This is a genomic window from Brachybacterium epidermidis (genome assembly GCF_015209585.1).
GTDB lineage: Bacteria > Actinomycetota > Actinomycetes > Actinomycetales > Dermabacteraceae > Brachybacterium > Brachybacterium epidermidis.
On record NZ_JADEYR010000006.1, the window covers coordinates 42,253 to 65,516 of the forward strand.

At 70.8% G+C, this 23,264-nt stretch carries 18 protein-coding genes; 10 read left to right on the forward strand and 8 right to left on the reverse strand.

What is annotated here, in order from left to right:
* Nucleotides 1-5: 5 nt before the first annotated feature.
* The 3 genes from gcvP to gcvT all read right to left on the reverse strand — a co-directional run bounded on the left by gcvP (nt 6) and on the right by gcvT (nt 4,637).
* Nucleotides 6-3,014 carry an aminomethyl-transferring glycine dehydrogenase gene (gene gcvP, locus IOE58_RS07455; RefSeq protein ID WP_193865784.1) on the reverse strand — a complete coding sequence of 1,003 codons (3,009 nt, stop codon included), beginning with the start codon at nt 3,012-3,014 and terminating at the stop codon, nt 6-8.
* Nucleotides 3,015-3,075: 61 nt separating this feature from the next.
* A complete protein-coding gene (gcvH, locus tag IOE58_RS07460; RefSeq protein WP_193865785.1) occupies nt 3,076-3,447 on the reverse strand; it encodes a glycine cleavage system protein GcvH in 372 nt (123 codons plus the stop codon).
* A gap of 56 nt (nt 3,448-3,503) precedes the next feature.
* A complete protein-coding gene (gene gcvT / locus IOE58_RS07465; RefSeq protein WP_193865786.1) occupies nt 3,504-4,637 on the reverse strand; it encodes a glycine cleavage system aminomethyltransferase GcvT in 1,134 nt (377 codons plus the stop codon).
* Nucleotides 4,638-4,785: 148 nt separating this feature from the next.
* Here gcvT and IOE58_RS07470 point away from each other — a divergent pair, with 148 nt between their 5' ends.
* Complete coding sequence (locus IOE58_RS07470; RefSeq protein ID WP_348981918.1) at nt 4,786-5,358, forward strand: GNAT family N-acetyltransferase; 573 nt, start codon at nt 4,786-4,788, stop codon at nt 5,356-5,358.
* Nucleotides 5,359-5,360: 2 nt separating this feature from the next.
* Here IOE58_RS07470 and IOE58_RS07475 read toward each other — a convergent pair whose 3' ends face one another.
* On the reverse strand, nt 5,361-6,647 hold the full coding sequence (locus IOE58_RS07475; protein ID WP_228019265.1) for an arginine deiminase: 1,287 nt from the start codon (nt 6,645-6,647) through the stop codon (nt 5,361-5,363).
* 113 nt (nt 6,648-6,760) lie between these two features.
* On the opposite strand from IOE58_RS07475, the gene IOE58_RS07480 reads away from it, so the two are divergent.
* Nucleotides 6,761-7,600, forward strand: a complete 840-nt coding sequence (locus tag IOE58_RS07480) for an aldo/keto reductase (protein ID WP_193865787.1) — start codon at nt 6,761-6,763, stop codon at nt 7,598-7,600.
* The gene (locus IOE58_RS07485; protein WP_348981919.1) at nt 7,597-8,382 is read left to right on the forward strand and encodes an SIR2 family NAD-dependent protein deacylase; all 786 of its coding nucleotides are present in this window, start codon (nt 7,597-7,599) and stop codon (nt 8,380-8,382) included. Before IOE58_RS07480 ends, IOE58_RS07485 begins: the two co-directional genes overlap by 4 nt.
* Here IOE58_RS07485 and epsC read toward each other — a convergent pair.
* Together epsC and cysK are read right to left on the reverse strand one after the other, a co-directional pair.
* On the reverse strand, nt 8,379-8,960 hold the full coding sequence (epsC, locus tag IOE58_RS07490) for a serine O-acetyltransferase EpsC (protein WP_396121495.1): 582 nt from the start codon (nt 8,958-8,960) through the stop codon (nt 8,379-8,381). The two genes, IOE58_RS07485 and epsC, sit on opposite strands and share 4 nt — an antisense overlap.
* A gap of 7 nt (nt 8,961-8,967) precedes the next feature.
* On the reverse strand, nt 8,968-9,897 hold the full coding sequence (cysK, locus tag IOE58_RS07495; RefSeq protein WP_193865788.1) for a cysteine synthase A: 930 nt from the start codon (nt 9,895-9,897) through the stop codon (nt 8,968-8,970).
* A gap of 178 nt (nt 9,898-10,075) precedes the next feature.
* Between cysK and IOE58_RS07500 the strand changes: the two genes are divergently transcribed.
* Nucleotides 10,076-11,668 carry a DUF5129 domain-containing protein gene (locus IOE58_RS07500; protein ID WP_193865789.1) on the forward strand — a complete coding sequence of 531 codons (1,593 nt, stop codon included), beginning with the start codon at nt 10,076-10,078 and terminating at the stop codon, nt 11,666-11,668.
* 14 nt (nt 11,669-11,682) lie between these two features.
* Here the strand turns inward: IOE58_RS07500 and trpS are convergent, their stop codons facing one another.
* A complete protein-coding gene (gene trpS, locus IOE58_RS07505) occupies nt 11,683-12,768 on the reverse strand; it encodes a tryptophan--tRNA ligase (protein ID WP_193865790.1) in 1,086 nt (361 codons plus the stop codon).
* Complete coding sequence (locus IOE58_RS07510; protein ID WP_348981920.1) at nt 12,765-13,781, reverse strand: LacI family DNA-binding transcriptional regulator; 1,017 nt, start codon at nt 13,779-13,781, stop codon at nt 12,765-12,767. Before IOE58_RS07510 ends, trpS begins: the two co-directional genes overlap by 4 nt.
* A gap of 160 nt (nt 13,782-13,941) precedes the next feature.
* Between IOE58_RS07510 and IOE58_RS07515 the strand changes: the two genes are divergently transcribed.
* The 6 genes from IOE58_RS07515 (at nt 13,942) to IOE58_RS07540 (ending at nt 23,227) form a co-directional block, all read left to right on the forward strand.
* Complete coding sequence (locus IOE58_RS07515) at nt 13,942-15,246, forward strand: extracellular solute-binding protein (protein WP_193865792.1); 1,305 nt, start codon at nt 13,942-13,944, stop codon at nt 15,244-15,246.
* 81 nt (nt 15,247-15,327) lie between these two features.
* Nucleotides 15,328-16,914 carry an ABC transporter permease subunit gene (locus IOE58_RS07520; RefSeq protein ID WP_193865793.1) on the forward strand — a complete coding sequence of 529 codons (1,587 nt, stop codon included), beginning with the start codon at nt 15,328-15,330 and terminating at the stop codon, nt 16,912-16,914.
* A 13-nt stretch (nt 16,915-16,927) separates the two neighbouring features.
* A complete protein-coding gene (locus IOE58_RS07525; protein ID WP_193865794.1) occupies nt 16,928-17,845 on the forward strand; it encodes a sugar ABC transporter permease in 918 nt (305 codons plus the stop codon).
* Between the two features lie 135 nt (nt 17,846-17,980).
* Nucleotides 17,981-20,035, forward strand: coding sequence for a glycoside hydrolase family 13 protein (locus IOE58_RS07530; RefSeq protein ID WP_193865795.1), 2,055 nt, complete (start codon nt 17,981-17,983; stop codon nt 20,033-20,035).
* On the forward strand, nt 20,032-21,729 hold the full coding sequence (locus IOE58_RS07535; RefSeq protein ID WP_193865796.1) for an alpha-amylase family glycosyl hydrolase: 1,698 nt from the start codon (nt 20,032-20,034) through the stop codon (nt 21,727-21,729). The genes IOE58_RS07530 and IOE58_RS07535 overlap by 4 nt, the downstream gene beginning before the upstream one ends.
* A gap of 229 nt (nt 21,730-21,958) precedes the next feature.
* Entirely contained in the window at nt 21,959-23,227 is a 1,269-nt protein-coding gene (locus tag IOE58_RS07540; protein ID WP_193865797.1) for a carboxylate--amine ligase, read from the forward strand.
* Nucleotides 23,228-23,264: the final 37 nt, after the last annotated feature.

Consider the following 23,264-nt stretch of genomic DNA (forward strand, 5'->3'; position numbering starts at 1 on the left):
CAGTATCACTCCGTGGGCCAGGTGGGCACCAGATGCCGGTCGCCGTAGGCCTGGTCGATGCGGCGCACCGGCGGCCAGTACTTGGACTGGATCCGCATGCGGGCACTGGAGTGCACCGAGGAGTCGTCCCCGCCGTTCCAGATGCCCGGGTACACGGCGGTCTCCCGCGAGTACGGGTGGGTCCAGTCCTCCACCGCGATGCAGTCCGCGGTGTGGGGGGCGTTCACCAGCGGGTTGTCGTCGGCGGGCCACTCCCCTGCCGCGACCGCCTCGGCCTCCTTGGCGATCATCAGCATCGCGTCGACGAAGCGGTCGATCTCCCCGAGGTCCTCGGACTCGGTGGGCTCGACCATCAGGGTCCCGGCCACGGGGAAGGACATTGTGGGCGCGTGGAAGCCGTAGTCGATCAGGCGCTTGGCCACGTCGTCCACGCTCACCCCGGTGCGGGCGGTGAAGGGTCGCAGGTCCACGATGCACTCGTGGGCCACCAGGCCGTTGTCCCCGGTGTAGAGGATGTCGTAGGCCTCCCGCAGCCTCTCGGCGACGTAGTTGGCTGCCAGCACCGCCGAGGCGGTGGCGTGGCGCAGGCCCTCCTGGCCCATCAGGCGGATGTACGTCCAGGTGATGGGCAGGATCGACGGGGATCCGTAGGGCGCCTGGGAGACAGGCGGGCCGCCGTGCACCACGCCGCTGCTGCTGCCGGCCTGCGGGTGCTCGTGCTGCTGCATCGCCGGGTGGCCGGGCAGGAAGGGCGCCAAGTGGGCCTTCGCGGCCACCGGTCCCACCCCGGGGCCGCCGCCGCCGTGGGGGATGCAGAAGGTCTTGTGCAGGTTCAGGTGGGACACGTCCCCGCCGAACTCGCCGGGCTTGGCCACCTCCAGCAGGGCGTTGAGGTTGGCGCCGTCGACGTACACCTGACCGCCGGCATCGTGCACCAGCTGGCACACGGTGCGCACCTCCTCCTCGTACACGCCGTGCGTGGAGGGGTAGGTGATCATGATCGCGGCCAGCTGCTCGCCGTGGTCCTTGATCTTCTGCTTCAGGTCGTCCAGGTCGATGTTGCCGCGGGAGTCGGAGTCCACCACCACCACGCGCAGCCCAGCATTGACGGCGGAGGCCGCGTTGGTGCCGTGGGCGGAGCTGGGCACCAGGCACACGTCCCGCTCCGCGTCGCCGCGGGAGTCGTGGTAGGCGCGGATGGCCTGCAGGCCGGCGAACTCCCCCTGGGAGCCTGCGTTGGGCTGCAGCGAGACGGTGTCGTACCCGGTCAGGTCGATCAGCCAGTTCTCCAGCTGGGTGATCAGGTCCAGGTAGCCCTCCACGTCCTCACGGGGCGCGAGGGGGTGGATCGCGTTGAACTCGGGCCAGGTGATGGCGGCCATCTCGGTGGCGGCGTTCAGCTTCATCGTGCACGAGCCCAGGGGGATCATGCCGCGGTCCAGGGCGAAGTCCCGGTCGGCGAGGCGGCGCAGGTAGCGCATCATCGCGGTCTCGGAGGGGAAGGAGCTGAACACGGGGTGCTGCAGGAAGGGGCTGGTGCGCACCAGGTCTCCCCAGGCTGCCTCGACATCGATGCCGTCGGCGATCTCGGCGGCGTCCGCGGAGCCGCCCGTGCCCGCCGCGCTCACCGGACCGGTGTCCGTGCCCTGCCCGCCCTCGAGGGGTTCGACGGCCTGCGGCCCGAAGGCGGCGACGATGGCCCGCAGGTCCTGCTCGGTGACGGTCTCGTCCAGGCTCAGCTGGAGGCGATCCGCGTCGATCTCCCGCACCAGGAACCCAGCGCGGGCGAAGTCGGCGACGATGTCGCGGGCCCGGCCGGTGGCGCGCACCTGCACGGTGTCGAAGAAGGAGTCGTGGACCAGCTCGTAGCCGTTGGCGCGCAGGCGGGCGGCCAGGGCCGCGGTGCGCTCGGCGACCTGGCGACCGATCCGGGCCAGGCCCTCGGGGCCGTGGTAGACGGCGTACAGCGCGGCCATCACGGCCAGCAGCACCTGGGCGGTGGTGATGGCGCTGGTGGCCTTCTCGCGGCGGATGTGCTGCTCACGTGTCTGCAGGGACAGGCGGTAGGCAGGGTTGCCGTCGGCATCCACCGAGACGCCCACCAGGCGGCCCGGCAGCTGCCGCTCCAGTCCCTTGCGCACCGCCACGAAGCCGGCGTGGGGCCCGCCGAAGCCCAGCGGGATCCCGAAGCGCTGGGAGGTGCCCACGGTGACATCGGCCCCCATCTCGCCCGGGGTGCGCAGCTGGGTCAGCGCCAGCAGGTCCGCGGAGACCACCGAGATGGCGCCGGCCTCCTTGACCGCGGCGATCACCTCACTGGGATCCCACACGCGGCCCGAGGCGCCCGGGTACTGCACCAGGGCGCCGAAGAACTCGCCCTCGGCCATGCCCTCGGCACCGGCGGTGGCGAAGTCGACCTCGCGCAGTTCGATCCCGAGTCCCTTGGCGCGGCCGGCCAGCACCTCCTTGGTGGTGGGCAGGGCGTCGGCGTCCACCAGGAACACCGGGGGCTTGCGCCGGGCGGCCCGGCGGGCCAGCATCAGCGCCTCCGCGGCCGAGGTGGACTCATCCAGGGTGGAGGCGGTGGAGACGTCCATGCCGGTGAGGTCGCAGATCATGGTCTGGAACGTCAGCAGCGCCTCCAGGCGGCCCTGGGAGATCTCCGGCTGGTACGGCGTGTACGCGGTGTACCAGGCGGGGTTCTCCAGCACGTTGCGCTGGATCACCGCCGGGGTGTGGGTGCCGTAGTACCCCAGGCCCAGCAGGGAGCGACGCACCGTGTTGCGGCGGGCCAGGGCTCGCAGCTCCTCGAGGGCGGCCGCCTCCCCCACGCCCGGCGGCACCACACCGCGCGTTTCGGGCTCGAGCAGGATGGTGCCGGGCACCGCCCGGGTCAGCATCTCGTCGAGGGAGTCGAAGCCCAGCACATCGAGCATGTGGCGCTGGGCGTCGGAATCGGTGCCGACGTGGCGGCGGACGAAGGAGTCGTGGGCGAGCACGGACGGATCTGTCATGGAGCGGGTACCCCTGGAGGATCGAGCGGCGGACGGGGGCGGCGAGCTGCGGACGGGCGAATCAGCCCTTGGTGAGCTGGGCGTACTCCTCGGCGGTGAGGAGATCCTCGGGCAGGTCCCCGGTGCGCACCTTGATCAGCCAGCCCTCGTCGCAGGGCGAGGAGTTCACCAGCTCGGGGGCGTCCACGACCTCCTGGTTCACCTCCACCACGCTGCCGTCGATCGGCGAGTACAGGTCGGAGACGGACTTGGTGGACTCGATCTCGCCCATCACGGTGCCGGCGCTGATCTCGTCGTCCACCTCGGGCAGGTCGACGTAGACCACGTCACCGAGCTGACCGGCGGCGTAGTCGGTGACGCCGACGACGGCCAGGCCGTCCTCGTCCAGGCGCACCCATTCGTGATCCTTGCTGTAGCGGAGGTCGTCGGACATGACGGGGTTCCTTTCCAGGCGTGTTCGTGATGATCGGTCGAGCAGAGGTGCAGGGGTCAGGAGCGGGAGTAGAAGGGCAGGTCCACCACACGGGCGGGCAGGTCCTTGCCGCGCACGTCCAGCACCAGCTCGGTGCCGACGGCGGTGAGATCGGGGCGCACGAAGGCCATGGCGATGGGGTGCCCCAGGGTGGGCGAGAGAGCGCCGGAAGAGACCGTGCCCACCTCGGTGCCATCGGTGGTGCGCACGACGGCCCCGGCGCGTGCGGCGCGGCGCCCCTGCGCGGCCAGGCCCACCAGCACGGGCAGCTCGGAGGTGTCGGTGCTCTCCACGGCCGAGCGGCCCACGAAGTCGCCCTTGGACTTCAGCGCCACCACCTTGCCCAGGCCGGACTGCGCGGGGTGCAGCTCGGTGCCGAGCTCATTGCCGTACAGCGGCATCCCGGCCTCCAGGCGGAGGGTGTCGCGGCAGGCCAGCCCGCACGGGGTGAGCTTCTGCCCGCCCACGGCCGTCAGGTGGTCCCACAGGGAGGGGGCGAGCTCGGCGCGCACGTACAGCTCGAAGCCGTCCTCGCCGGTGTAGCCGGTGCGGGCCACCAGCAGCTCCGCGCCCCGGTAGGTGCCCTCCAGGAAGCGGTAGTAGCCCAGCGCGTCGATGTCGGCCTCGGTGATGCCGGCCGCCTCGGTGCCCTCGACGGTCAGGGCACCGGTGATGATCTCGGCGCTGGCGGGGCCCTGCACGGCGATCAGCGCGGTCTCGGCGGAGGCGTCGATCACCTCGACGTCGAAGTCGGCGCGGCGCTCCTGCAGGGCAGCGAGATCCGCGGCGGCGTTGGAGGCGTTGGCGACCACCAGGTAGCGGTCCTCGGCGCGCCGGTAGACGATGACGTCGTCGATGACGCCGCCGCTCTCGGTGAGCAGCAGGGTGTACTTGGCACGGCCCACGGAGACGGTGGAGATCTTCCCGGCGAAGGCGTGGTCCAGGGCCTCGGGTGCCTGGGGGCCCTCGATGCGGATCTCACCCATGTGGCTGAGGTCGAACAGGCCCGCGCTCTCGCGTACCGCGGCGTGTTCGGCCAGGTCGGAGCCGTATCGAACGGGCATCCGCCAGCCGGCGAAATCGGTGAAGGTGGCTCCCAGCCGTTCGTGGACCGCCTCCAGGGCAGTGCTCCGCAGGGCATGCTCGACCATCGTGCTCCTTCGTCCTCACGGGCGGATCGGGCCGCCGGTCCCCCGACACCTCACCGTGTCACAGGCCTCACTGTACCGCCCCTCGCGGGCCCCCACCATCGGGCCGGTTGGCACTGCTGGAGACCTGTTCAGCTTGTACGGTGGAGGGGTGACACGGGAAGGCACGGACCAGTGGCCGATCAGGATCCGCAGCGAGCGGGTCCACATCCGCGAACCCCTGGATTCGGACAGGCAGGCGATGATCCGCCTGCTCACCGATCCCGTGACCCGGGAGTACCTCGGCGGTGCGGTGGACTACGCCTCCCGCCAGGCGCTGGAGCTCTCCCCCCTGGGGCTCAGCTGGGGCCGCTGGGTGATCGCCTCCGCGGCTGATGACGCGATGATGGGCTCGATCACCCTGGACTACGACCGGGGTGAGCTGGAGCTCTCCTACGCGCTGCTGCCGGAGCACACCGGGCAGGGGTATGCGGCGGAGTCCTGCCTGGCGCTGCTGCGGTGGGCGCAGGAGTCGCTGGAGGACAGCACCGTGATCGCCGTCACGCAGACCCGCAACAAGCGCTCTGTGGCGCTGCTGCGCAAGCTCGGCTTCACCGTGCGCAAGGGGCTCGAGGAGTTCGGCACCCAGCAGCTGCTGATGGAGCGCTCGCTGAGCGAGCCGCTGCCGGAGCCCGCCGCGATCGTGCAGACCGCCGCCGATCCCCCGCCGCCCGGCCGCCGCTGAGCTCAGGCCCGCAGCACGGGGCAGGTCATGCAGCGCGGTCCTCCGCGCCCGCGCCCCAGCTCGTCCCCGTCCAGTTCGAGCACCTCGATGCCGAGGGAGCGCAGATGGTCGTTGGTGGCGGCCGCCCGCTCGTACGCGACCACCTTGCCGGGCGCCAGCGCCAGCAGGTTGCAGGAGTCGTCCCACTGCTCGCGCGCGGCGGAGTAGGGGTCCAGCGGTGCGGTGATCACCCGCAGGGAGGGCACCCCCATGCCGCGCGCCAGCACCTGGTCCATCTCGTCGGCGGGGTGGGCGCGGGAGAGCAGGCGACCACCCACCTTCTCGATCACGTAGCTCTCCACCTGGCCCAGCGGGCCGTAGCGCACCATCGACTCCTCGTCGACCACGGTGGTCACGGTGTCCAGGTGCATCATCGATCGGCGCTGGGGCAGGGCCAGGGCGATCACCCGGTCCACCACGCCCGCGTCGAGCAGGCCGGCCGCGAGGTGCTCGGCGCCAACGGCCGTGGTGCGCTCGGACAGCCCCACGGCGACGGTGCTCTCGGACAGCACCATCACGTCGCCGCCCTCCACGGTGCCGACCCCCGCCTTGCTCGTCTCCGGCGCGAGGACCCGGCGGGGCCCGTCGGGCCCCGTGAACAGGGGGTGGCGGCGATAGAGGGTCTCCAGGTGCAGGCTCTCGCGACGGCGCGCCGTGTGGCGCATCGGGCTCACCGCCGCCACGTCGCCGACCCACATGGACGAGTCGCGGGTGAACAGGTGGTTGGGAAGGGGGTCCAGCACCAGGTCCTGCTCGCCCAGGCGCTGCAGCACGATGGACCGCGGCTGCACCCCCAGCTGCTGCAGCTCGCCGATCGTGATCCCGGCTATCAGCACGGTGACCAGCTGCGCGGAGGGAAGATCGGCGAGCGCTTCGCGCAGGTCCTGGGCGGCGATCGAGCCGAGCACCCATTCGTCGAGGGCTCCGTCGAGCAGCTCGGCACGCGCCTCGGGCACGTCCAGCACCTCGGTGAGCAGATCGGTCAGCTCCAGCACCTCGGCACCCTCCCTGCGCAGCAGGGCCGAGAACTCCTCGTGCTGGGAACGGGCGCGGTCCAGCCACAGCACCTCGTCGAACAGGAACCGCTCGCGCGTGTCGGGGGTGAGGCGCTCCATCTCCAGGCCGGGTCGGTGGACGATCACCCGGCGCAGCGGGGAGATCTCATCGCGCACTCCGCTGCCCGCGGCCCGTGGTGGCGGTCCCATCATTCCCGGGTCTCCAGTGCCGCCGCTGGTGCTCTCGTGGGTCATGGCCCCTCCTCGCCGCGCTGCGTCCTGTCCCCGGCACGCTAACAGGGACCCAGCCCGCCCACGGCGGGAGTGACTACCCTGGAGGCATCCGACATCGATCCCAGGAGGCACCCGTGACCGCTCTTTCCATCCCCACCACCGCCCTGGCCGACGGCACCCGGATCCCCCTGATCGGCTTCGGCACCAGTTCCCTCAAGGGCACCGATGCAGTGGAGTCGATCGCGGCGGCCCTGCGCAACGGCTACCGCCTGATCGACACCGCCGCCCAGTACGGCAACGAGGCCGCCGTGGGCGAGGGCATCCGCGCCAGCGGCCTCGACCCGGAGCAGGCACTGGTGACCACCAAGATCGCCGGTGGCGATCAGGGCCGCGAGCAGGCCCGCACCGGACTGCAGGAGTCCCTGCGCCGGCTGGGAGCCGAATCCGTGTTCCTCACCCTGATCCACTGGCCGAACCCCTCCCGCGGCCTGGCAGTGGAGACCTGGCGCACCCTGGTGGAGATGAAGCAGGAGGGCCTGACCGCCCACATCGGCGTGTCCAACTTCCGGCCGGAGCAGATCCAGGAACTGGTCGATGCGACCGGTGAATGGCCCGAGGTGAACCAGATCCAGCTCTCCCCCGCCCTGCCGCGCCCCGAGGCGGTCGCCTTCCACCGGGAGCACGGCATCGTCACCGAGGCCTGGGGACCACTGGGCGGCCGTGAAGGCCTCTCGCAGCAGTTCGCGCTGCGCAAGGTCGCCGAGAAGCATGGCGCGACGGGCGCCCAGGTGTCGCTGCGCTGGGCGATCGACCAGGACATCGTGGTGATCCCGAAGTCCTCGGACCCACAGCGCCAGATCGACAACGCTTCCCTGGACCATGTGGCGCTGGACGACGAGGACCGCGCCCTGCTGGCCGCCCTGGACCTGGGCGAGAAGCAGGCCTGGGACTCGCGGGAGCACGAGGAGTGGTGACCACGCGCCGCAGGGGCGTGTTCCGGCCCGGTCCGGAGCACCGCGAGATCGTGTTCCTCACCGGCTCGGGGCTGAGCGCCCGCACGGGGATGGGCACCTTCCGCGGTCCGCAGGGGCTGTGGGCCCTGGACCCGCAGATCGAAGCGGCGATGCATGCCGAGCGCCTTCCGGACTCCCTGCCGGACCTGTGGCGGGTGTGGGGGAAGATGGCGAAGATCGCCATGGACCACGGCCCCACCCCGGGGCACCGGGCGATCGCCCGCATGGGCTCACCGGTGATCACTCAGAACATCGATGGGCTGCACCAGGCCGCCGGCAGCGAGGTGGTGGCGGAGCTCCACGGCAGCGCCCTGCATGCGGTGTGCCTGGGCGGGGAGTGCCACTGGCGGATGCCCGTCACCCCGGGCGAGGGCTCGACCGCGACCGACCACGGGGTGCCCGAGGACTGCCCGCACTGCGGCAGCCCTACCCGGCCGGACGTGGTGCTGTTCGACGAGATGCTGCCCGCCCAGGCCCTGGACCTGGGGATGCGCCTCGCGCAGCGGGCGGACCTGTTCGTGGCGGTGGGCACCAGCGGCGTGGTGTTCCCGGCCGCGCACCTGGCCCCGCTGGCGAAGACCCACGGCGCCACCACGGTGCTGATCGACATCGACCCCCCGCAGGAGCCGATCGTGCGCGCGGCCTTCGACCACGTGATCGCGGCCGACGCCCACGACGTGCTGCCCGAGTGGGAGCGCGCCGCCAACGGGGTGGGGCGCTCCTCGTTCCTGGACCCGTTCTAGATCCAGATCGCCGGATCCACCTGCTCGGTGGGGTGGGCCGCGCCGGTGCGCACCTTCGCCGGCACCCCGATCGCGGTGGCGCGGGCGGGCACGTCCTTGACCACCACGGCATTGGCACCGACCTGGGCCTGGGAGCCGATCGTGACCGGCCCGATCACCCGGGCACCAGCGCCGATGGTGACGCCGTCCTCGACGGTGGGGTGGCGCTTGGTGCGCTCCATGGAGCGGCCACCCAGGGTGACGCCGTGGTAGAGCATGACGTCGTCGCCCACCTCGGCGGTCTCCCCGATCACCACGCCCATGCCGTGGTCGATGAAGAAGCGCCGGCCGATGGTGGCACCGGGATGGATCTCCACGCCGGTCACCGAGCGTGCACCCTGGGCGATCACCAGCGCCGGGAGCTTCACCCCGCGCTTCCACAGGGCGTGGGCGGCGCGGTGGGTCCAGATGGCGTGCAGACCCGGGGAGGTGAGCATCAGGGCCAGGTCGTCGGTGGCGGCGGGGTCACGACGGCGGGCCGCCGCGACGTCCTCCCGGACGGTCGCGACGGCCCCCATCACCGCATCGGTGAGTCTCATCGAGCGGTCAGTCCATGTACTCGGCGTACAGCGGCGTGGTGAGGTAGCGCTCGCCGAAGGACGGCACGACCACCACGATCATCTTCCCGGCGAACTCCTCACGGGCGCCGATGCGGGCGGCGGCCTCGATGGCGGCGCCGGAGGAGATGCCCACCAGCAGGCCCTCGCTGCGGGCCACCTCGCGGGCACGGTTCATGGCGGTCTCGGCGTCGATGTCGAGGACCTCGTCGTAGATCTCGGTGTCCAGCACGGTGGGCACGAAGTTGGCGCCGATGCCCTGGATCTTGTGGGGGCCGGGCTTGCCGCCGGTGAGGATGGCGGACTCCTCGGGCTCCACCGCGAACATCCTCACCTCGGGCTTGCGCTCCTTGAGCACCTGGCCCACCCCGGTGATGGTGCCGCCGGTGCCGATGCCGGCCACCACGGCGTCGACCTGGCCGTCGGTGTCGTTCCAGATCTCCTCGGCGGTGGTGCGGCGGTGGATCTCAGCGTTGGCGGGGTTGTCGAACTGCTTGACCTGCACCGCGCCGGTCTCGGCGGCGATCTCCTCGGCCTTCTCCACGGCGCCCTTCATGCCCTTGGGGGCCTCGGTGAGCACGAGCTCGGCACCGAAGGCGCGCAACAGGGCGCGCCGCTCCTTGGACATGGACTCGGGCATGGTGAGGATCACCTTGTAGCCGCGGGAGCTGCCGATCATGGCCAGGGCGATGCCGGTGTTGCCGCTGGTGGCCTCCACGATGGTGCCGCCGGGCTGGAGCTCGCCGGAGGCCTCGGCGGCATCGATCATGGCCACGCCGATGCGGTCCTTGACGGAGTTGGCGGGATTGTAGAACTCGAGCTTGGCCACCACGGTGGCCTTGACGTCGTCACCCAGGCGGTTGAGCTTCACCAGGGGGGTGCGGCCGACGAGCTCGGAGACGTTCTCGTAGGTGGTCATGCGGGAGGTCCTCCTCGGTTCGAAGCTGCGCTCGATTCAAAGCTGTGCTTAGCCCGATCATAACGCGCTCACCGTCGGTTCCTGACAGTGCCGAGCGTGGTCATCCCCACCGAAAGGCCCATGCGGGATAGACCTGGGGTTGATCCGCACCCCGCACCCCAACACCTAGTCTCGGCAGATGCTCACCCCCTCCTCCCCTGGCCGCTCCTCCCCGCCCGATGGAGCTCGCCCGCGCTCGTCCGTCCCGACTCCCTCCCTGCTCACGCTGCTGGTGGTCGCCCTGCTGATGGCCCTGTCGGCGGCGCTGGCACCGCCGGCCGCAGCCGTGCCGCCCAGCGACGTCACGATCGACGACCGGGCCGACGCCGTGGACGACGAAGCGCTAGAGGACCGCCTGGCGGCGACGGACTTCCGCCGCGAGGTGGACCTCGCTGTGCTCGTCATCGACGTCACCGAGCTGGACATCCCCGCCTCGCGCGACACGGCGCTGAACGACGCCGTGCTGGCTCACGCCAAGCAGGAGCGTCCCGAGTGGATGGACGGCGACAAGTGGGCCGACGGCCGCGTGATCATCGCCCTGGACCCCGAGAACCGGATCCTGGGCACCTACGGCGGTGAGGACGTGAAGCTCTCCGCGGGCGGCTTCGAGAACGTGCAGGACGAGATGCGCGATCCCGCCCAGGACCGTGATTGGGAGGGCGCCCTGGTGGCCGGGGCCGAGGAATACGCCGAGCTGCTGGACCAGCCGTGGTGGCAGACCACCGCGGCCATCGGCGGTGCCCTTGCGGCGCTGGGCGCGGCCGCGGCGACCGTGCTGGGGATCATCGTCGGGCGCCGGAATGCGCGCGCACGGGTGGCGAGTGCGCGGCCGGGCTGGGACCGGGTACGTGCCGAGCGCGCCGAGACCGAAGCCGCTGCCCGCACCCTTCCTGCCCACTCCCCCTACGCCGAAGCGGTGCTGGACCGGTACCAGCGCTACCTCACAGGGATCGAGAAGGCCGAGCAGCTCGACCAGCAGATCCCCGCCACCCTGCCGTGGGCCTGGGGCCTGCGCGGGCACCAGCGGCGCGCCTCGAAGGACTTCTCCCGCCAGGTGGAGCGACTCGACGCGATCGACGACGACGTCATCGCCGCCAATGACCTGCTGCACCGGATCGGTGACTGGCGCAGCGCCTGGGAACGGGAGCAGGCACCCCTGCGCGACTCCCTGGAGGCCGTCGAGGGCGCCCTGATGCGCAGCGAGGGCGATCTCTCCGAGCGATCACCCGAGGAGCAGGCCGCCGTGGATGCCCTGCGTGAGCAGTGCGACCGCACCGAGGCGGAGATGAACCGCCTCACCCGGCAGCTCGGGCAGGACGAGATCACCCCGGACACCGCCCTGGAGGGACTGGACACCCTGACCGCCGAGCTCTCCGAGCGCGCGATGGCGGTGCGCGAACTGGGCATCTCCCGCATGGCGGAGGACGAGGGCGAGGTGGAGCTACTGCGCGATGCGAGCGTGTACGTCGAGGACGAGGAGGTGTACGACCGGACACTGCGCGCGCGCCGCCACCAGCGACTGGTCGCCGACGGCGCGGCCGGGAGCGATGGCGCCGACGGCTACGGCACCTTCTGGCACGTCAGCCCGATCCTGTGGCTGAACACCTGGCATTCGCAGGCCGCGGACGAACTGGAGTCGCACCGCAATCCCTCCGGCTCGTCCGGCACCTCGAGCGTCTCGGGCTACTCCTCCTCGAGTTTCTCCGGGGCGGGCAGCTCGAGCCGGTTCTGACCCTCACGACGGGGTCAGTAGACCATCCCCATCACCTCGCGCACCGTCGCCAGGGTGTCGTTCGCGACGTCGTTGGCCCGCTCATTGCCCGCCCGCAGGATGGAGAACAGCTGGGCCGGGTCCTTCTCCAGCTCGGCCCTGCGCTCGCGGATCGGCGCCAGGTGCTCGTTCAGCGCCTCGGCGGTCATCATCTTGAGCGTGCCGGCCCCCTTGTCCCCGATCTCGCCGGCGATCTCCTCCGGGGTGCGCCCGGTGCACTGCGAGGCGATGGTCAGCAGGTTCGCCACCTCGGGGCGTGACTCCGGGTCGTAGGTGATCTGGCGGTCCGAGTCGGTCTTCGCCTTCTTGATGCGCTTGACGGTCTCGTCCGCGCTCATGCGCAGCATCACTGTGTTGCCCAGCGACTTGCTCATCTTCGCCCCGCCGTCCAGGCCCAGGATGGTGGGCGCCTCCGAGAGCAGCGCGTCGGGCTCGCGGAAGACGGTCTGGCCGCCGGCGTAGCGCTCGTTGAAGCGACGGGCGATCACACGGGTCTGCTCGATATGGGGCAGCTGGTCCTTGCCCACCGGCACCACGTTGCCGTGGCAGAAGAGGATGTCGGCCGCCTGGTGCACGGGATAGGTGAGCAGCAGGCCACCCATGGCGGACTTCCCGGCTGCCTGGAGCTCCGCCTTCACGGTGGGGTTGCGCTCCAGCTCGGGCTGCGTGACCAGCGAGAGGAACGGCAGCATCAGCTGGTTGAGGGCCGGAACCGCGGAGTGGGCGAAGACCGTGGCCCGTTCCGGGTCGATCCCGACGGCCAGGTAGTCGGTGAGCAGCTCACGAACGCTGCCGCGGATGTCCCCCACCACGTCGCGATCGGTGATCACCTGGTAGTCGGCGACCAGCACCCAGGTCTCGACCCCGGCATCCTGCAGGCGCACGCGGTTGCGCAGCGATCCGAAGTAGTGCCCGATGTGGAGCGCGCCGGTGGGGCGGTCCCCGGTGAGCATGCGCAGGCCCGAGGGATCGGTGGCGATCTTCTGCTCGAGGGCCTGGCTGCGTGCCTGGGCGGTGTCGTAGCTGGTACGGGAGATCTGGGAGGAGGTCGCGTCGGTCACCGTGCCATGCTAGTCGCAGGGGCAGCAGCGGTGGATCCGCGCACCACCAGCTGCGGCCGCACCACCACCTCGGTGCGGGCGGGGCGGCGGGACCGCTCCCCGCCGGACAGCGCCGTGCGCACCGCGGCCCGCGCCATCTGCGGCACGGCCTGGCGCACCGTGGTCAGCGGCGGGCTGGTGAGCGAGGCCCAGAACACGTCGTCATACCCGACCACCGAGACGTCCCCGGGCACCGACAGCCCCAGGGACCGCACCCCCTCGAGCGCTCCCGCCGCCATCACGTCGGATCCGCACACCACGGCCGTGGCACCGCGCCCCACCAGATCGCGGGAGGCCTCGTACCCACCGGCGTAGGAGAAGTCCGTGAAGGCCACGGGATGGTCCTGCCCGGGGTGCTGGACCGGGGCCTCCTCGAAGGCGCGCAGCTTCTTGCGCACCGGCCAGGTGTGCTCGTCCCCGACCGCCAGGCCCACCTTCTCGTGTCCCAGGTCGTGCAGGTGGGTGAGCACCGAGCGCACCGCGTGGTCGTCGTCCGTGGAGAGGAAGGAGGCGTCCACGTCATCGCGCACCCCGTTGACCAGCACCAGGGGCGTGCCGCTCGCGGTGACCTCGAGGTAGTGATCCACGGGGTCGGACTCCTGGGCGTGGTGCCCGGAGACCACGATGATGCCGACCGCTCCCGCGTGCCGGAAGCGCTGGAACGCCTCGCGCTCGCGTTCGACGGTGCGTGCCCGCACCGACACCAGGGCGGAGGCGCCGCGCTGGAACAGCTCGGCCTCGATCCGCTCCACCCAGGAGGCGAACACCTGGTTGTCGAGGTCCGGCACCAGCACCCCCACCAGCGGCCCCGACTGCGTCACATCGGGACCGACGTCCCGCCCGAGCTGTCGGGCCACGTCGATCACCGTGCGACGTGTGGTCTCGTTGACGCCCGCACGGCCGTTGAGCACGCGGGACACCGTGGCCTCGCTCACCCCGGCGGTGCGGGCGATGTCGATGAGTCGCGCCTTCACACTCATCCTTCCAGGTCAGCGGGCCGCGTCGCCCGTGTCCGAATCGATATCTGCAAGTTCTTGCGCATTCTTGCACGAATGGGGCGCTTCGTTCTACAGTCCGTAGCGACAGGTCAGAGCCTGCCCGGTCGAAATCCGACCACGATTCAAAGGAGAAGACGTGCAGATCCGTCGTAAGAACTTCCTCGCCCTCAGCGGTGTGGCCGCCTCCGTGACCCTGCTCGCTGCCTGCGGCGGCGACTCCGACACCGACGGCGGTACCGGCGGCGGTGCGTCGGATGCCGGCGGCGCGTCGGATGCCGGTGGCGCCGAGGGCGGCGCCGAGGGCGTTCCCGCCCGCGGCGATGCCGACCTGGTGATCTGGGCCGACGAGCTCAAGGCCAAGTCCCTGCAGGAGCCGGCCAAGACCTGGGCCGATGCCCAGGGCATCACCGTTGAGGTGCAGACCGTCGCCAACGACCTCCAGACCAACTACGTCACCGCCAACCAGGCCGGCAACGGCCCGGACATCGTGCTTGGTGCGCACGACTGGATCGGCAACCTGGTGCAGAACGGCGCCATCTCCCCGGTGCAGCTGCCCGGTGACGCCGCCGACAAGGTGGCCCCGATCGGCCTTCAGGCCGTGACCTACGACGGCCAGACCTACGGCGTCCCCTACGCCGTGGAGACCCTGGTCCTCTACGCGAACAACGCGCTCACCGATGTGCCGGAGCCCGGCTCCATCGAGGAGCTGGTGGAGGCGGCCAAGGCCGGTGGCGCCGAGGTCGTGCTGTCCCTGCCCGTGGGCGAGCAGGGCGACGCCTACCACATGCAGCCCCTGTACACCTCCGGCGGCGGCTACCTGTTCGGCACCGACGCCGAGGGCAACCAGGACCCGACGGATCTGGGAGTGGGCAAGGAGGGTTCCATCGCGGCCGCCGAGAAGATCGGCGCCCTGGGCGCCGACGGCGTGCTGCGCACCTCCATCACCGGTGACAACGCCATTTCCCTGTTCACCGACGGCAAGGCGGCCTACCTGATCTCCGGCCCGTGGGCCCTGGGCGACATCAACACCGCCGGCATCGACTACGCCATGAGTGCGGTGCCGGGCTTCGAGGGCATGGAGCCCGCCAAGCCCTTCGCCGGTGTGAACGCCTTCTACGTGGCATCCAACGGTCAGAACGCCGGCTTCGCGCAGACCTTCGTCGGTGAGGTCGCCTCCAACGCGGAGATCGCCGAGCAGATGTTCCAGTCCAACAACCTGCCCCCGGTCAACCTGGAGCTGCAAGAGAAGCTCTCCGGCGAGTTCCCGGACATGGTGAAGATCGCCGAGTTCGCCGAGCTGGCCGAGCCCATGCCGTCGATCCCGCAGATGGCCGCCATCTGGGGCCCGCTGGGCCAGGCCCAGGCCAACATCGTCGGCGGTGCCGACCCGGCCTCCACGATGGAGGCCGCCGGCGAGGAGATCGCCGGGCAGATCGGCTGATCCCCTCGACGGGGGCGCGGCGGCCCAGCCGCCGCGCCCCCGTCGCCTTCCTCCTCAGGGTTTCCGAAAGGCATCGTCGCCATGACCTCCACCTCGTCCCCCGCTGCTGCGCAGACGCGCGGGACCACCACGATCACCTCCGTCCTGGGCCGCGTCCTCTTCCTCGGCGTGGTCCTGGCCCTCGTCGTCTTCTTCGCTCCGCTCCTGATCGCACAGCAGCTGTGGATGTGGCTGATCGTCCTGATCGGCTCTGCGATCGCGATCTTCGTGCTGTACTCCACCAAGCGGTTCATCCCCGGCAAGTACCTCTTCCCCGGCACGTTCTTCCTGGTGGTCTTCTTGATCACCCCGATCATCCTGACGGTGGGGTACTCCTTCACCAACTTCGGCGACGGCACCCGCGGCACCAAGGAGCAGGCGATCAACTCGATCGTCTCCAACTCCGTGCAGCAGACGGCCGACGCCCCGCGCTACAACATGACGGTCGCGACGATGGGCTCCCCCACCGAGGGGCCCTTCGAGCTGTGGCTGCTGGAGCCCGAGACCGGTGACGTGTTCCGCGGCAGCGAGGAGCAGCCGCTGGAGCAGGTCGACGCCTCCGACGTCACCGTGGCCGACGGCCGCGTCACCGAGGTGCCGCAGGGCGACGTGCTGGACATGCGCGAGGTCAACGCCGTGTACAACGAGCTGCAGCAGCTCGCGGTGCCGGTGGACGACACCTCCGCGATCCGTCCCCTGAGCGTGAACCAGGCCTTCGTGGGCACCACGGTGCTGCAGTACGACGAGGAGCGCGACGTCATCGTCGACACCGCTTCCGGCACCGAGTACAGCGTGGCGAAGGTGGGCGACACGGAGTACTTCGTGGGCGAGGACGGCCGTCCCGCCTTCTCCCAGTCCTGGCTTCAGAACGTGGGGACGAAGAACTACGAGCGCCTGTTCACCAACTCGAACATCGCCTCGCAGTTCCTGGGTGCCTTCACCTGGACCCTGGTGTTCGCCGCCGGTTCGGTGCTGTCCACCTTCATCCTGGGCTTCGCCCTGGCACTGATCCTCAACGACGAGCGGCTCAAGGGCCGCCGGCTGTACCGCTCGATCCTGCTGATGCCGTACGCCGTGCCGGGCTTCATCGCCCTGCTGGTGTGGTCGAACTTCTACAACCGCGACTTCGGCCTGATCAACGAGATGCTGAACCTCAACCTCAACTGGTTCGGCGATCCCACTCTGGCCAAGGTGGCGGTGCTGCTGACGAACCTGTGGATGGGCTTCCCCTACATGTTCATCATCTCCACCGGTGCTCTGCAGTCCATCCCCGGGGACGTGCTGGAGGCCGCCAAGATCGACGGGGCCAGCCGCTTCCAGGCAACCGTCAAGGTGGTGATGCCGCTGCTGCTGGTGGCGGTGGCCCCGCTGCTGGTCGCCTCCTTCGCGTTCAACTTCAACAACTTCAACGCGATCGAGCTGCTCACCCAGGGTGGCCCCTTCCCGCCGGGCGAGTTCACCCGCGGCTCCACGGACATCCTGATCTCGATGATCTACCGCATCGCCTTCGGCGGCTCGGGAGCCGACTTCGGCTTCGCCTCCGCCGTGTCCGTGATGCTGTTCGTCCTGACGGGCATCCTGGCGGCCGTGCAGTTCCGCTTCACTCGTGCTCTCGAAGACGTCAACTGAGGAGATGGCCCCCATGTCTGCACCCGCTGCCTCGACCACGTCGAGCATTCCTGCTCCTCAGGTCCCCCAGCACAGGATGAGCTTCGGCCGCTGGTTCGCGGAGATCGGCTGGCGTCACATCGTCGGCATCCTCGCAGTCATCTTCGCCGTGTTCCCGATCCTGTTCGTGATCTCGGCGTCGCTGAACCCCACCGGCACCGTCGCGGCCACCAGCCTGATCCCCAGGGAGTTCAGCTTCCGGCACTACGAGTCGCTGCTGTCCGGCGAGCGCGGCCCGTTCCTGCGCTGGTACCTCAACACCGTCATCGTGTGCTTCACCGTCGCCTTCGTGCAGGTGTTCCTCTCGGTGATGGCCGCGTACGCCTTCAGCCGCTTCCGCTTCAAGGGCCGCCGCATCGGCCTGCTGTCGCTGCTGCTGGTGATGATGTTCCCGGCGATTCTCTCGATGATCGCGATCTACACGATGATCTCGGACCTGGGCAAGGTGGTCCCCCTGCTGGGGCTGGACTCCGTGCCCGGCTACCTGATCATCCTGCTGGGCGGCTCGCTGGGACAGGTGTGGCTGATCAAGGGCTTCTTCGACACGGTGCCGAAGGAGCTGGACGAAGCCGCCATCATCGACGGCGCCAACCACTGGCAGGTGTTCACCCGGATCCTGCTGCCGGCGCTGGTGCCGATCCTGGCCACCACCCTGCTGCTGTCCCTGGTGGGCGTCCTCTCGGAGTTCCTGCTGGGCTCGATCTTCCTGACCAGTGACGAGAACAAGACCCTGGCGGTGGGCCTGTACGGCCTGCTGTCCGAGAACCGCTCCAACAACCTGGGCGTGTTCGCTGCCGGCTCGGTGATGATCATGGTCCCGGTGATCATCCTGTACCAGTTCCTGCAGCGCTACATCGTCGGCGGCTCCACGGCCGGCGCTGTCAAGGGCTGATCGGCGTACTGCGAGGAGCACTTCTCCTGCGGCGGGCCGAGACCTCTCGGCCCGCCGGTTCGTCGTCGCGCCGGCTCCTCGTTCCGCGCCCCGTCCCGCCTTGCCCGCCCTGCGCCGTCCGACCCGAAGGACCCCATGAGCACCATTGCCCCCACCGCCCCGGCCGATCCCACCGGGGTTCCCCTGCCGCAGCAGCCGATGCACGACTCCGGCCCGCTGTTCGTGCCACGCCCGCCGCGGGCGCTCGGGGAGGAGGTGGAGCTGCGGGTGTGGGTGCCGCACAGCTGGCCGGTCAGCGCCGTCGCGCTGCGCACCATCGTCGATGGGGAGATCTCCACGGCGGTGCTGGCAGCTGAGCAGCCCCATGCCGCCCCGCCGGGCGGCACCTGGTTCGCGGTGACCACGACGGTGGTGAACCCTGTCCAGCCCTACCGCTTCTGCCTGGTGGGCGATCCGGAAGCGAGCGCAGAGGTGCCGAGGTACGCGTGGCTGACCGCAGCCGGCATGGTCCCCTGGGACGTCGCCGATGCGACCGACTTCCGCCTGGTGGCGCACGAGCCGGCACCGGACTGGGTGGACGACGCGGTGGTGTACCAGGTGTTCCCGGACCGCTTCGCGCGCTCCGCCGCCTCCCCCACCGATGAGCACGGCCGCTTCGCCCCGGACCAGCTGCCGGACTGGGCCCGCCCCATGGCCTGGGACGAGCCGCCCTCACTGGACGGCATGGTCAACGGGCAGCAGCTCTACGGCGGTGATCTGGACGGGGGGATCGAGCACCTGGACCACATCCAGGAGCTGGGGGCCGACGTCGTGTACCTGACCCCGGTGTTCCCCGCCGGCTCCGCGCACCGCTACGACGCCAGTACCTTCGACCGTGTGGACCCCCTGCTGGGCGGGGACGAGGCCCTGGTGCGGCTCTCCCGGGCGCTGCACGAGCGGGGCATGCGGCTGATGGTGGACCTGACCACCAACCACACCGGGGACACCCATGAGTGGTTCCGCACCGCCCAGGCAGATGCCGGCAGCACCGAGGCCGGCTTCTACCGCTTCCACGAGCACCCCGCCGACTACCGCTGCTGGATCGGGGTGCCCACCCTGCCCTCGCTCGAGCATTCCTCCCCGGAGCTGCGCGAGCGCCTGCTGTCCGGGCCGGACAGCGTCGTGGGCCGCTACCTCCGCGCACCCTTCCTCGCGGACGGGTGGCGCATCGACGTGGCCAACATGACCGGCCGCAACGGTGCGGAGGACCTCACCCACGAGGTGGCCCGCACCATCCGCGCCACCATGCGCGAGGTGCGCGAACACACCGGGCGGGACACCTGGCTGCTGGCGGAGCACGGTCATGACGCCAGCGGTGACCTGGCCGGCGACGGCTGGCACGGCACCATGAACTACACCGGCTTCACCCGTCCCCTGTGGGCGTGGCTCTGCCCCGAGGGCTCCCCGCTGAACTGGCTGGGCCTGCCGATGACCGCACCGCGCATCCCCGGCTGGGCAGCGGCCCGCACCCTGCGCGACTACAACGCGCACCTGCCCTGGCCCTCCCGCCTGCACTCCCAGAACCAGCTGTCCAGCCACGACACACCGCGCACCCGCACCGTGGTGGGCGACCACCAGGCGCACCTGGTGGCGATCACCGCCCTGGCCGCCCTGCCCGGCGTGCCCACGGTGTTCGCCGGCGACGAGCTGGGGCTGCAGGGCCTGACCGGGGAGCACTCCCGCACCCCGATGCCCTGGGAGGCCGTCGACCGCGTGCGACGGGGCGAGCCGGTGCAGCCCTCCACCGTGGTGGAGGAGCAGATCGATCCCGGGATCTGGCCGGTGCTGCGCGAACTGCTCGCTCTGCGCAGGCGGCACCCGGCACTGCGCCGGGGCGGCATCCAGTGGCTGCACATGGGTGAGGATTCCCTCGTCCTGCTGCGCACGCACCCTGCCGGGGACATCCTGGTGCACCTCGCCCGCGCCGCCCATGGCAGGGTGGAGATCGACCTGGCCCATCTCCCGCCCACCGAGGCGCCCGAGGCCCTCGCCGCGATCGGCGGTGCACGCGCATCGGCCACGGGCCAGGTCCTGGCCCTGGAGGCCGACAGCCCCGGCGCCACCATCACGCTGCTGTCCCGCAGCGCTGCCACGATCCCCGGGCCGGATGGCCCGGCCCCGACCGATCCCGTCCAGGAGGACACCCCGTGACCCAGAACGCCCCCGTCACCGCCGACCACCGCGCCACCGAGCAGGCCCACCGCCAGTGGTGGCGCGACGCCGTGGTGTACCAGGTGTACCCGCGATCCTTCGCCGACAGCGACGGCGACGGCATGGGCGACCTGCCCGGCATCACCGCCCGCCTGCCCCATATCGCCGAGCTGGGGGCCGACGCCGTGTGGCTCTCCCCCTTCTACACCTCCCCGCAGAACGACGGCGGCTACGACGTCGCGGACTACCGGGACGTCGACCCCCGCTTCGGCACCCTCGCCGACGCCGACGAGCTGATCGCCCGTGCCCACGAGCTGGACCTCAAGGTGATCGTGGACATCGTCCCCAACCACTCCTCGAGCGAGCACGTGCTGTTCAAGCAGGCCCTGGCGGCTGCCCCCGGCTCCCCCGAGCGCGAGATGTACATGTTCCGCGAGGGGCGCGGGGAGCACGGCGAGCTGCCGCCCAACAACTGGCAGTCCATCTTCCACGGGGACGCCTGGACCCGCGTCACTGAGGCCGACGGCACCCCCGGGCAGTGGTACCTGCACCTGTTCGACACCACCCAGCCGGACTTCAACTGGGAGAACCCCGCCGTGCACGAGCTGTTCGCGGACGTGCTGCGCTTCTGGCTGGACCGCGGGGCGGACGGCTTCCGGGTGGACGTCGCTCACGGCATGGTCAAGCCCGAGGGCCTGCCCGACTCCCCCGTCGACTCCGAGGGGATGACCGTGGTGCCCGAGGGCGAGGTGCCCGTCTACTTCGACAACGACGGCGTGCACGCGATCTACCGCGAGTGGCGCGCGATCCTGGACGAGTACCCCGGCGAGCGGATGATGGTGGGCGAGGCCTGGATCCCCGAGGCCTCGATGCCCAAGTACGTGCGCCCCGACGAGATGCACCAGGTGTTCAACTTCGGCTTCCTGCAGTCCCGCTGGGACGTGGAGGCCCTCCAGCACGCCATCTCCGAGCCGCTGCGGCTGGCCGACGAGGTGGGGGCGCCGACCACCTGGGTGCTGTCCAACCACGACGTGATCCGCCACGCCACCCGCTACGGCTTCCCTCCGGAGCACCGCTTCGGCGAGGGCCTGTCCCGCCAGGAGCACCCCGACGCGCAGCTGGGCCTGGCGCGAGCCCGCGCCGCCACGCTGCTGATGCTGGCCCTTCCGGGCTCGGCCTACCTGTACCAGGGCGAGGAGCTGGGGCTGCCGGAGGTGGCCGACATCCCTGACGAGCTGCGTGAGGACCCCGCCCACAAGCGTGCGGGCGTGCCCGGGCGCGACGGCTGCCGGGTGCCCCTGCCCTGGCAGGCCGATGCCCCCGCCTTCGGCTTCTCCCCCAGTGGCGAAAGCTGGCTGCCCCAGCCCGAGGTGTTCGGCGAACTCGCCGCGGACCGTCAGCGCGGCGTTGAGGGATCGACGCTGGAGCTGTACCGCGAGGCGCTGCGCCTGCGCCGCGAGCTGCACCTGGGTGCGCACGGTGTCGGCGATCGGGTGGCCTTCGTCGAGGGCGCCCCCCAGGGCGTGCTGATGGTGGAGCACGGGCCGGTGCTGGTCGTGGTCAACACCACCGACGACCCGGTCGAGCTGCAAGCCCTGCCCCGGGGAGCCGACGCCGAGGTGCTGCTCGCCTCGGCACCGCTGGAGGGTGGAGCGATCGTGGCGGACAGCGCGGTGTGGCTGCACCGGGCATGACGCGACAGGACCGGACACGGCAGGGCCGGGCGCGAGTAGGCGCATCGATGCCGCACGCCCGGGCACGGACCGGTGCACCGCCCGAGCAGGCCCCCTCCGGTAGTCTGTCGGAGGTGCGGAGACGGCCCGGCCAGCCGCCGCACCGGCCGTTGGCCACCTGCAGCGGCGCTCCGCTGCCCCCTGTTCCTGTCGTCGTCAGCGCGCCGCGTGGCGTGCCGAGGAGCTCCTCATGATCCGTCCCCGTTCCTCCCGCGCCGCGGCCCGCACGAAGGCCGATCCCGGCTTCGACGTGGTGATGATCGGGTCCGGTCTGGGCATCTACGCACTGACCCGGGCCTTCCACGAGGAGTACGGGGTGGTCTCCACCGTCGTGGCGGCCAACGCTCCGGCCCCGATGCACCGCTCGGTCACCTGCCGTGTCCACGAACCGGCGGGCAGCGGCGAGCAGGAGCGCCTGCAGGCCCTGCTGGACCTCGCGGCCGGACGACCGCAGGGACGCCCCGCGCTCCTGCTGTGCAACAACGACAGCCACGTGGAATTCCTGGCCCGCCATGCCGAGCTGCTCGAGCAGCACTACCTGCTGCGGGTGCCCAGCCTGGAGACGGTGAACCAGCTCGCGGACAAGGCCAGCTTCGCCGAACTGTGCGAGCAGCACGACATCACGGTCCCGTCCACGCGGGTGCTGGACTTCCGCAGTGGCGGTGCACCCGAGATCGGCGAACTGCCCTTCGACTTCCCGATCGTGGCGAAGCCGGCCGTGGGCGGCCCCCACGCCGAGCTGCGCATGGCGGGCAAGAAGAAGGTGTACTTCCTGGAGGACCTTCGCGAGCTGGAGGACCTCCGCGACCGTCTCCACGCGGCGGGCTTCCGCGACCGCTTCGTGCTCCAGGAGCTGATCCCCGGGGACGACACCGCGATGCGCTCCATCACCGCCTACCGGGACGCCCGCGGCACGGTGACCCTTCTGGCCAGCGCAGCGGTGCTGCTCGAGGAGCACACCCCGGAGGCGCTGGGGCGTCCGGCCGCCATGATCACCACGGACTTCCCGCAGCAGCTGGAGCAGGCCCGGCTGCTGCTCGATGCCACCGGCTATGTCGGCTTCGCCAATGTGGACATCAAGGAGGATCCGCGGGACGGCTCCCAGCGATTCCTGGAGATCAATCCGCGCATCGGCCGCAACAGCTACTACGTCACGGGGGCGGGGGCGAACGTGGCACGGTTCATGGTCGAGGACGCCGTCCATGGCCGCACGCCTGAGCCCGTGGTCGGGCTCCCGGAGGTGCTGTACTCGATCGTGCCGCTGCGGCTGCTGCGCCGCTACGTGCTGGACCCGATCCAGCGTCAGCGCCTGCACGAGGTGGCCCGCAGGCGCACCGTGAACCCGTGGGACTATCCTGCCGAGAGGCCGTGGATGCGTGCCTACGCGCAGGCGGTGCGGCTGAACCACGTGCGCAAGTTCCGTCGGTACTACCCCAGGCCCTCCGCCACCGGGTTCTGAGGCCCGCTGCCCCGTGCTGCGCGCTGACTTCCTGCGG

Coding starts and splice junctions, on each gene's coding strand:
- gcvP (WP_193865784.1), bottom strand. CDS start 3,014: ATGACAGATCCGTCCGTGCTCGCCCACGACTCCTTCGTCCGCCGCCAC.
- gcvH (WP_193865785.1), bottom strand. CDS start 3,447: ATGTCCGACGACCTCCGCTACAGCAAGGATCACGAATGGGTGCGCCTG.
- gcvT (WP_193865786.1), bottom strand. CDS start 4,637: ATGGTCGAGCATGCCCTGCGGAGCACTGCCCTGGAGGCGGTCCACGAA.
- IOE58_RS07475 (WP_228019265.1), bottom strand. CDS start 6,647: ATGACCCACGAGAGCACCAGCGGCGGCACTGGAGACCCGGGAATGATG.
- epsC (WP_396121495.1), bottom strand. CDS start 8,960: ATGAGACTCACCGATGCGGTGATGGGGGCCGTCGCGACCGTCCGGGAG.
- cysK (WP_193865788.1), bottom strand. CDS start 9,897: ATGACCACCTACGAGAACGTCTCCGAGCTCGTCGGCCGCACCCCCCTG.
- IOE58_RS07500 (WP_193865789.1), top strand. CDS start 10,076: ATGCTCACCCCCTCCTCCCCTGGCCGCTCCTCCCCGCCCGATGGAGCT.
- IOE58_RS07520 (WP_193865793.1), top strand. CDS start 15,328: ATGACCTCCACCTCGTCCCCCGCTGCTGCGCAGACGCGCGGGACCACC.
- IOE58_RS07525 (WP_193865794.1), top strand. CDS start 16,928: ATGTCTGCACCCGCTGCCTCGACCACGTCGAGCATTCCTGCTCCTCAG.
- IOE58_RS07530 (WP_193865795.1), top strand. CDS start 17,981: ATGAGCACCATTGCCCCCACCGCCCCGGCCGATCCCACCGGGGTTCCC.
- IOE58_RS07540 (WP_193865797.1), top strand. CDS start 21,959: ATGATCCGTCCCCGTTCCTCCCGCGCCGCGGCCCGCACGAAGGCCGAT.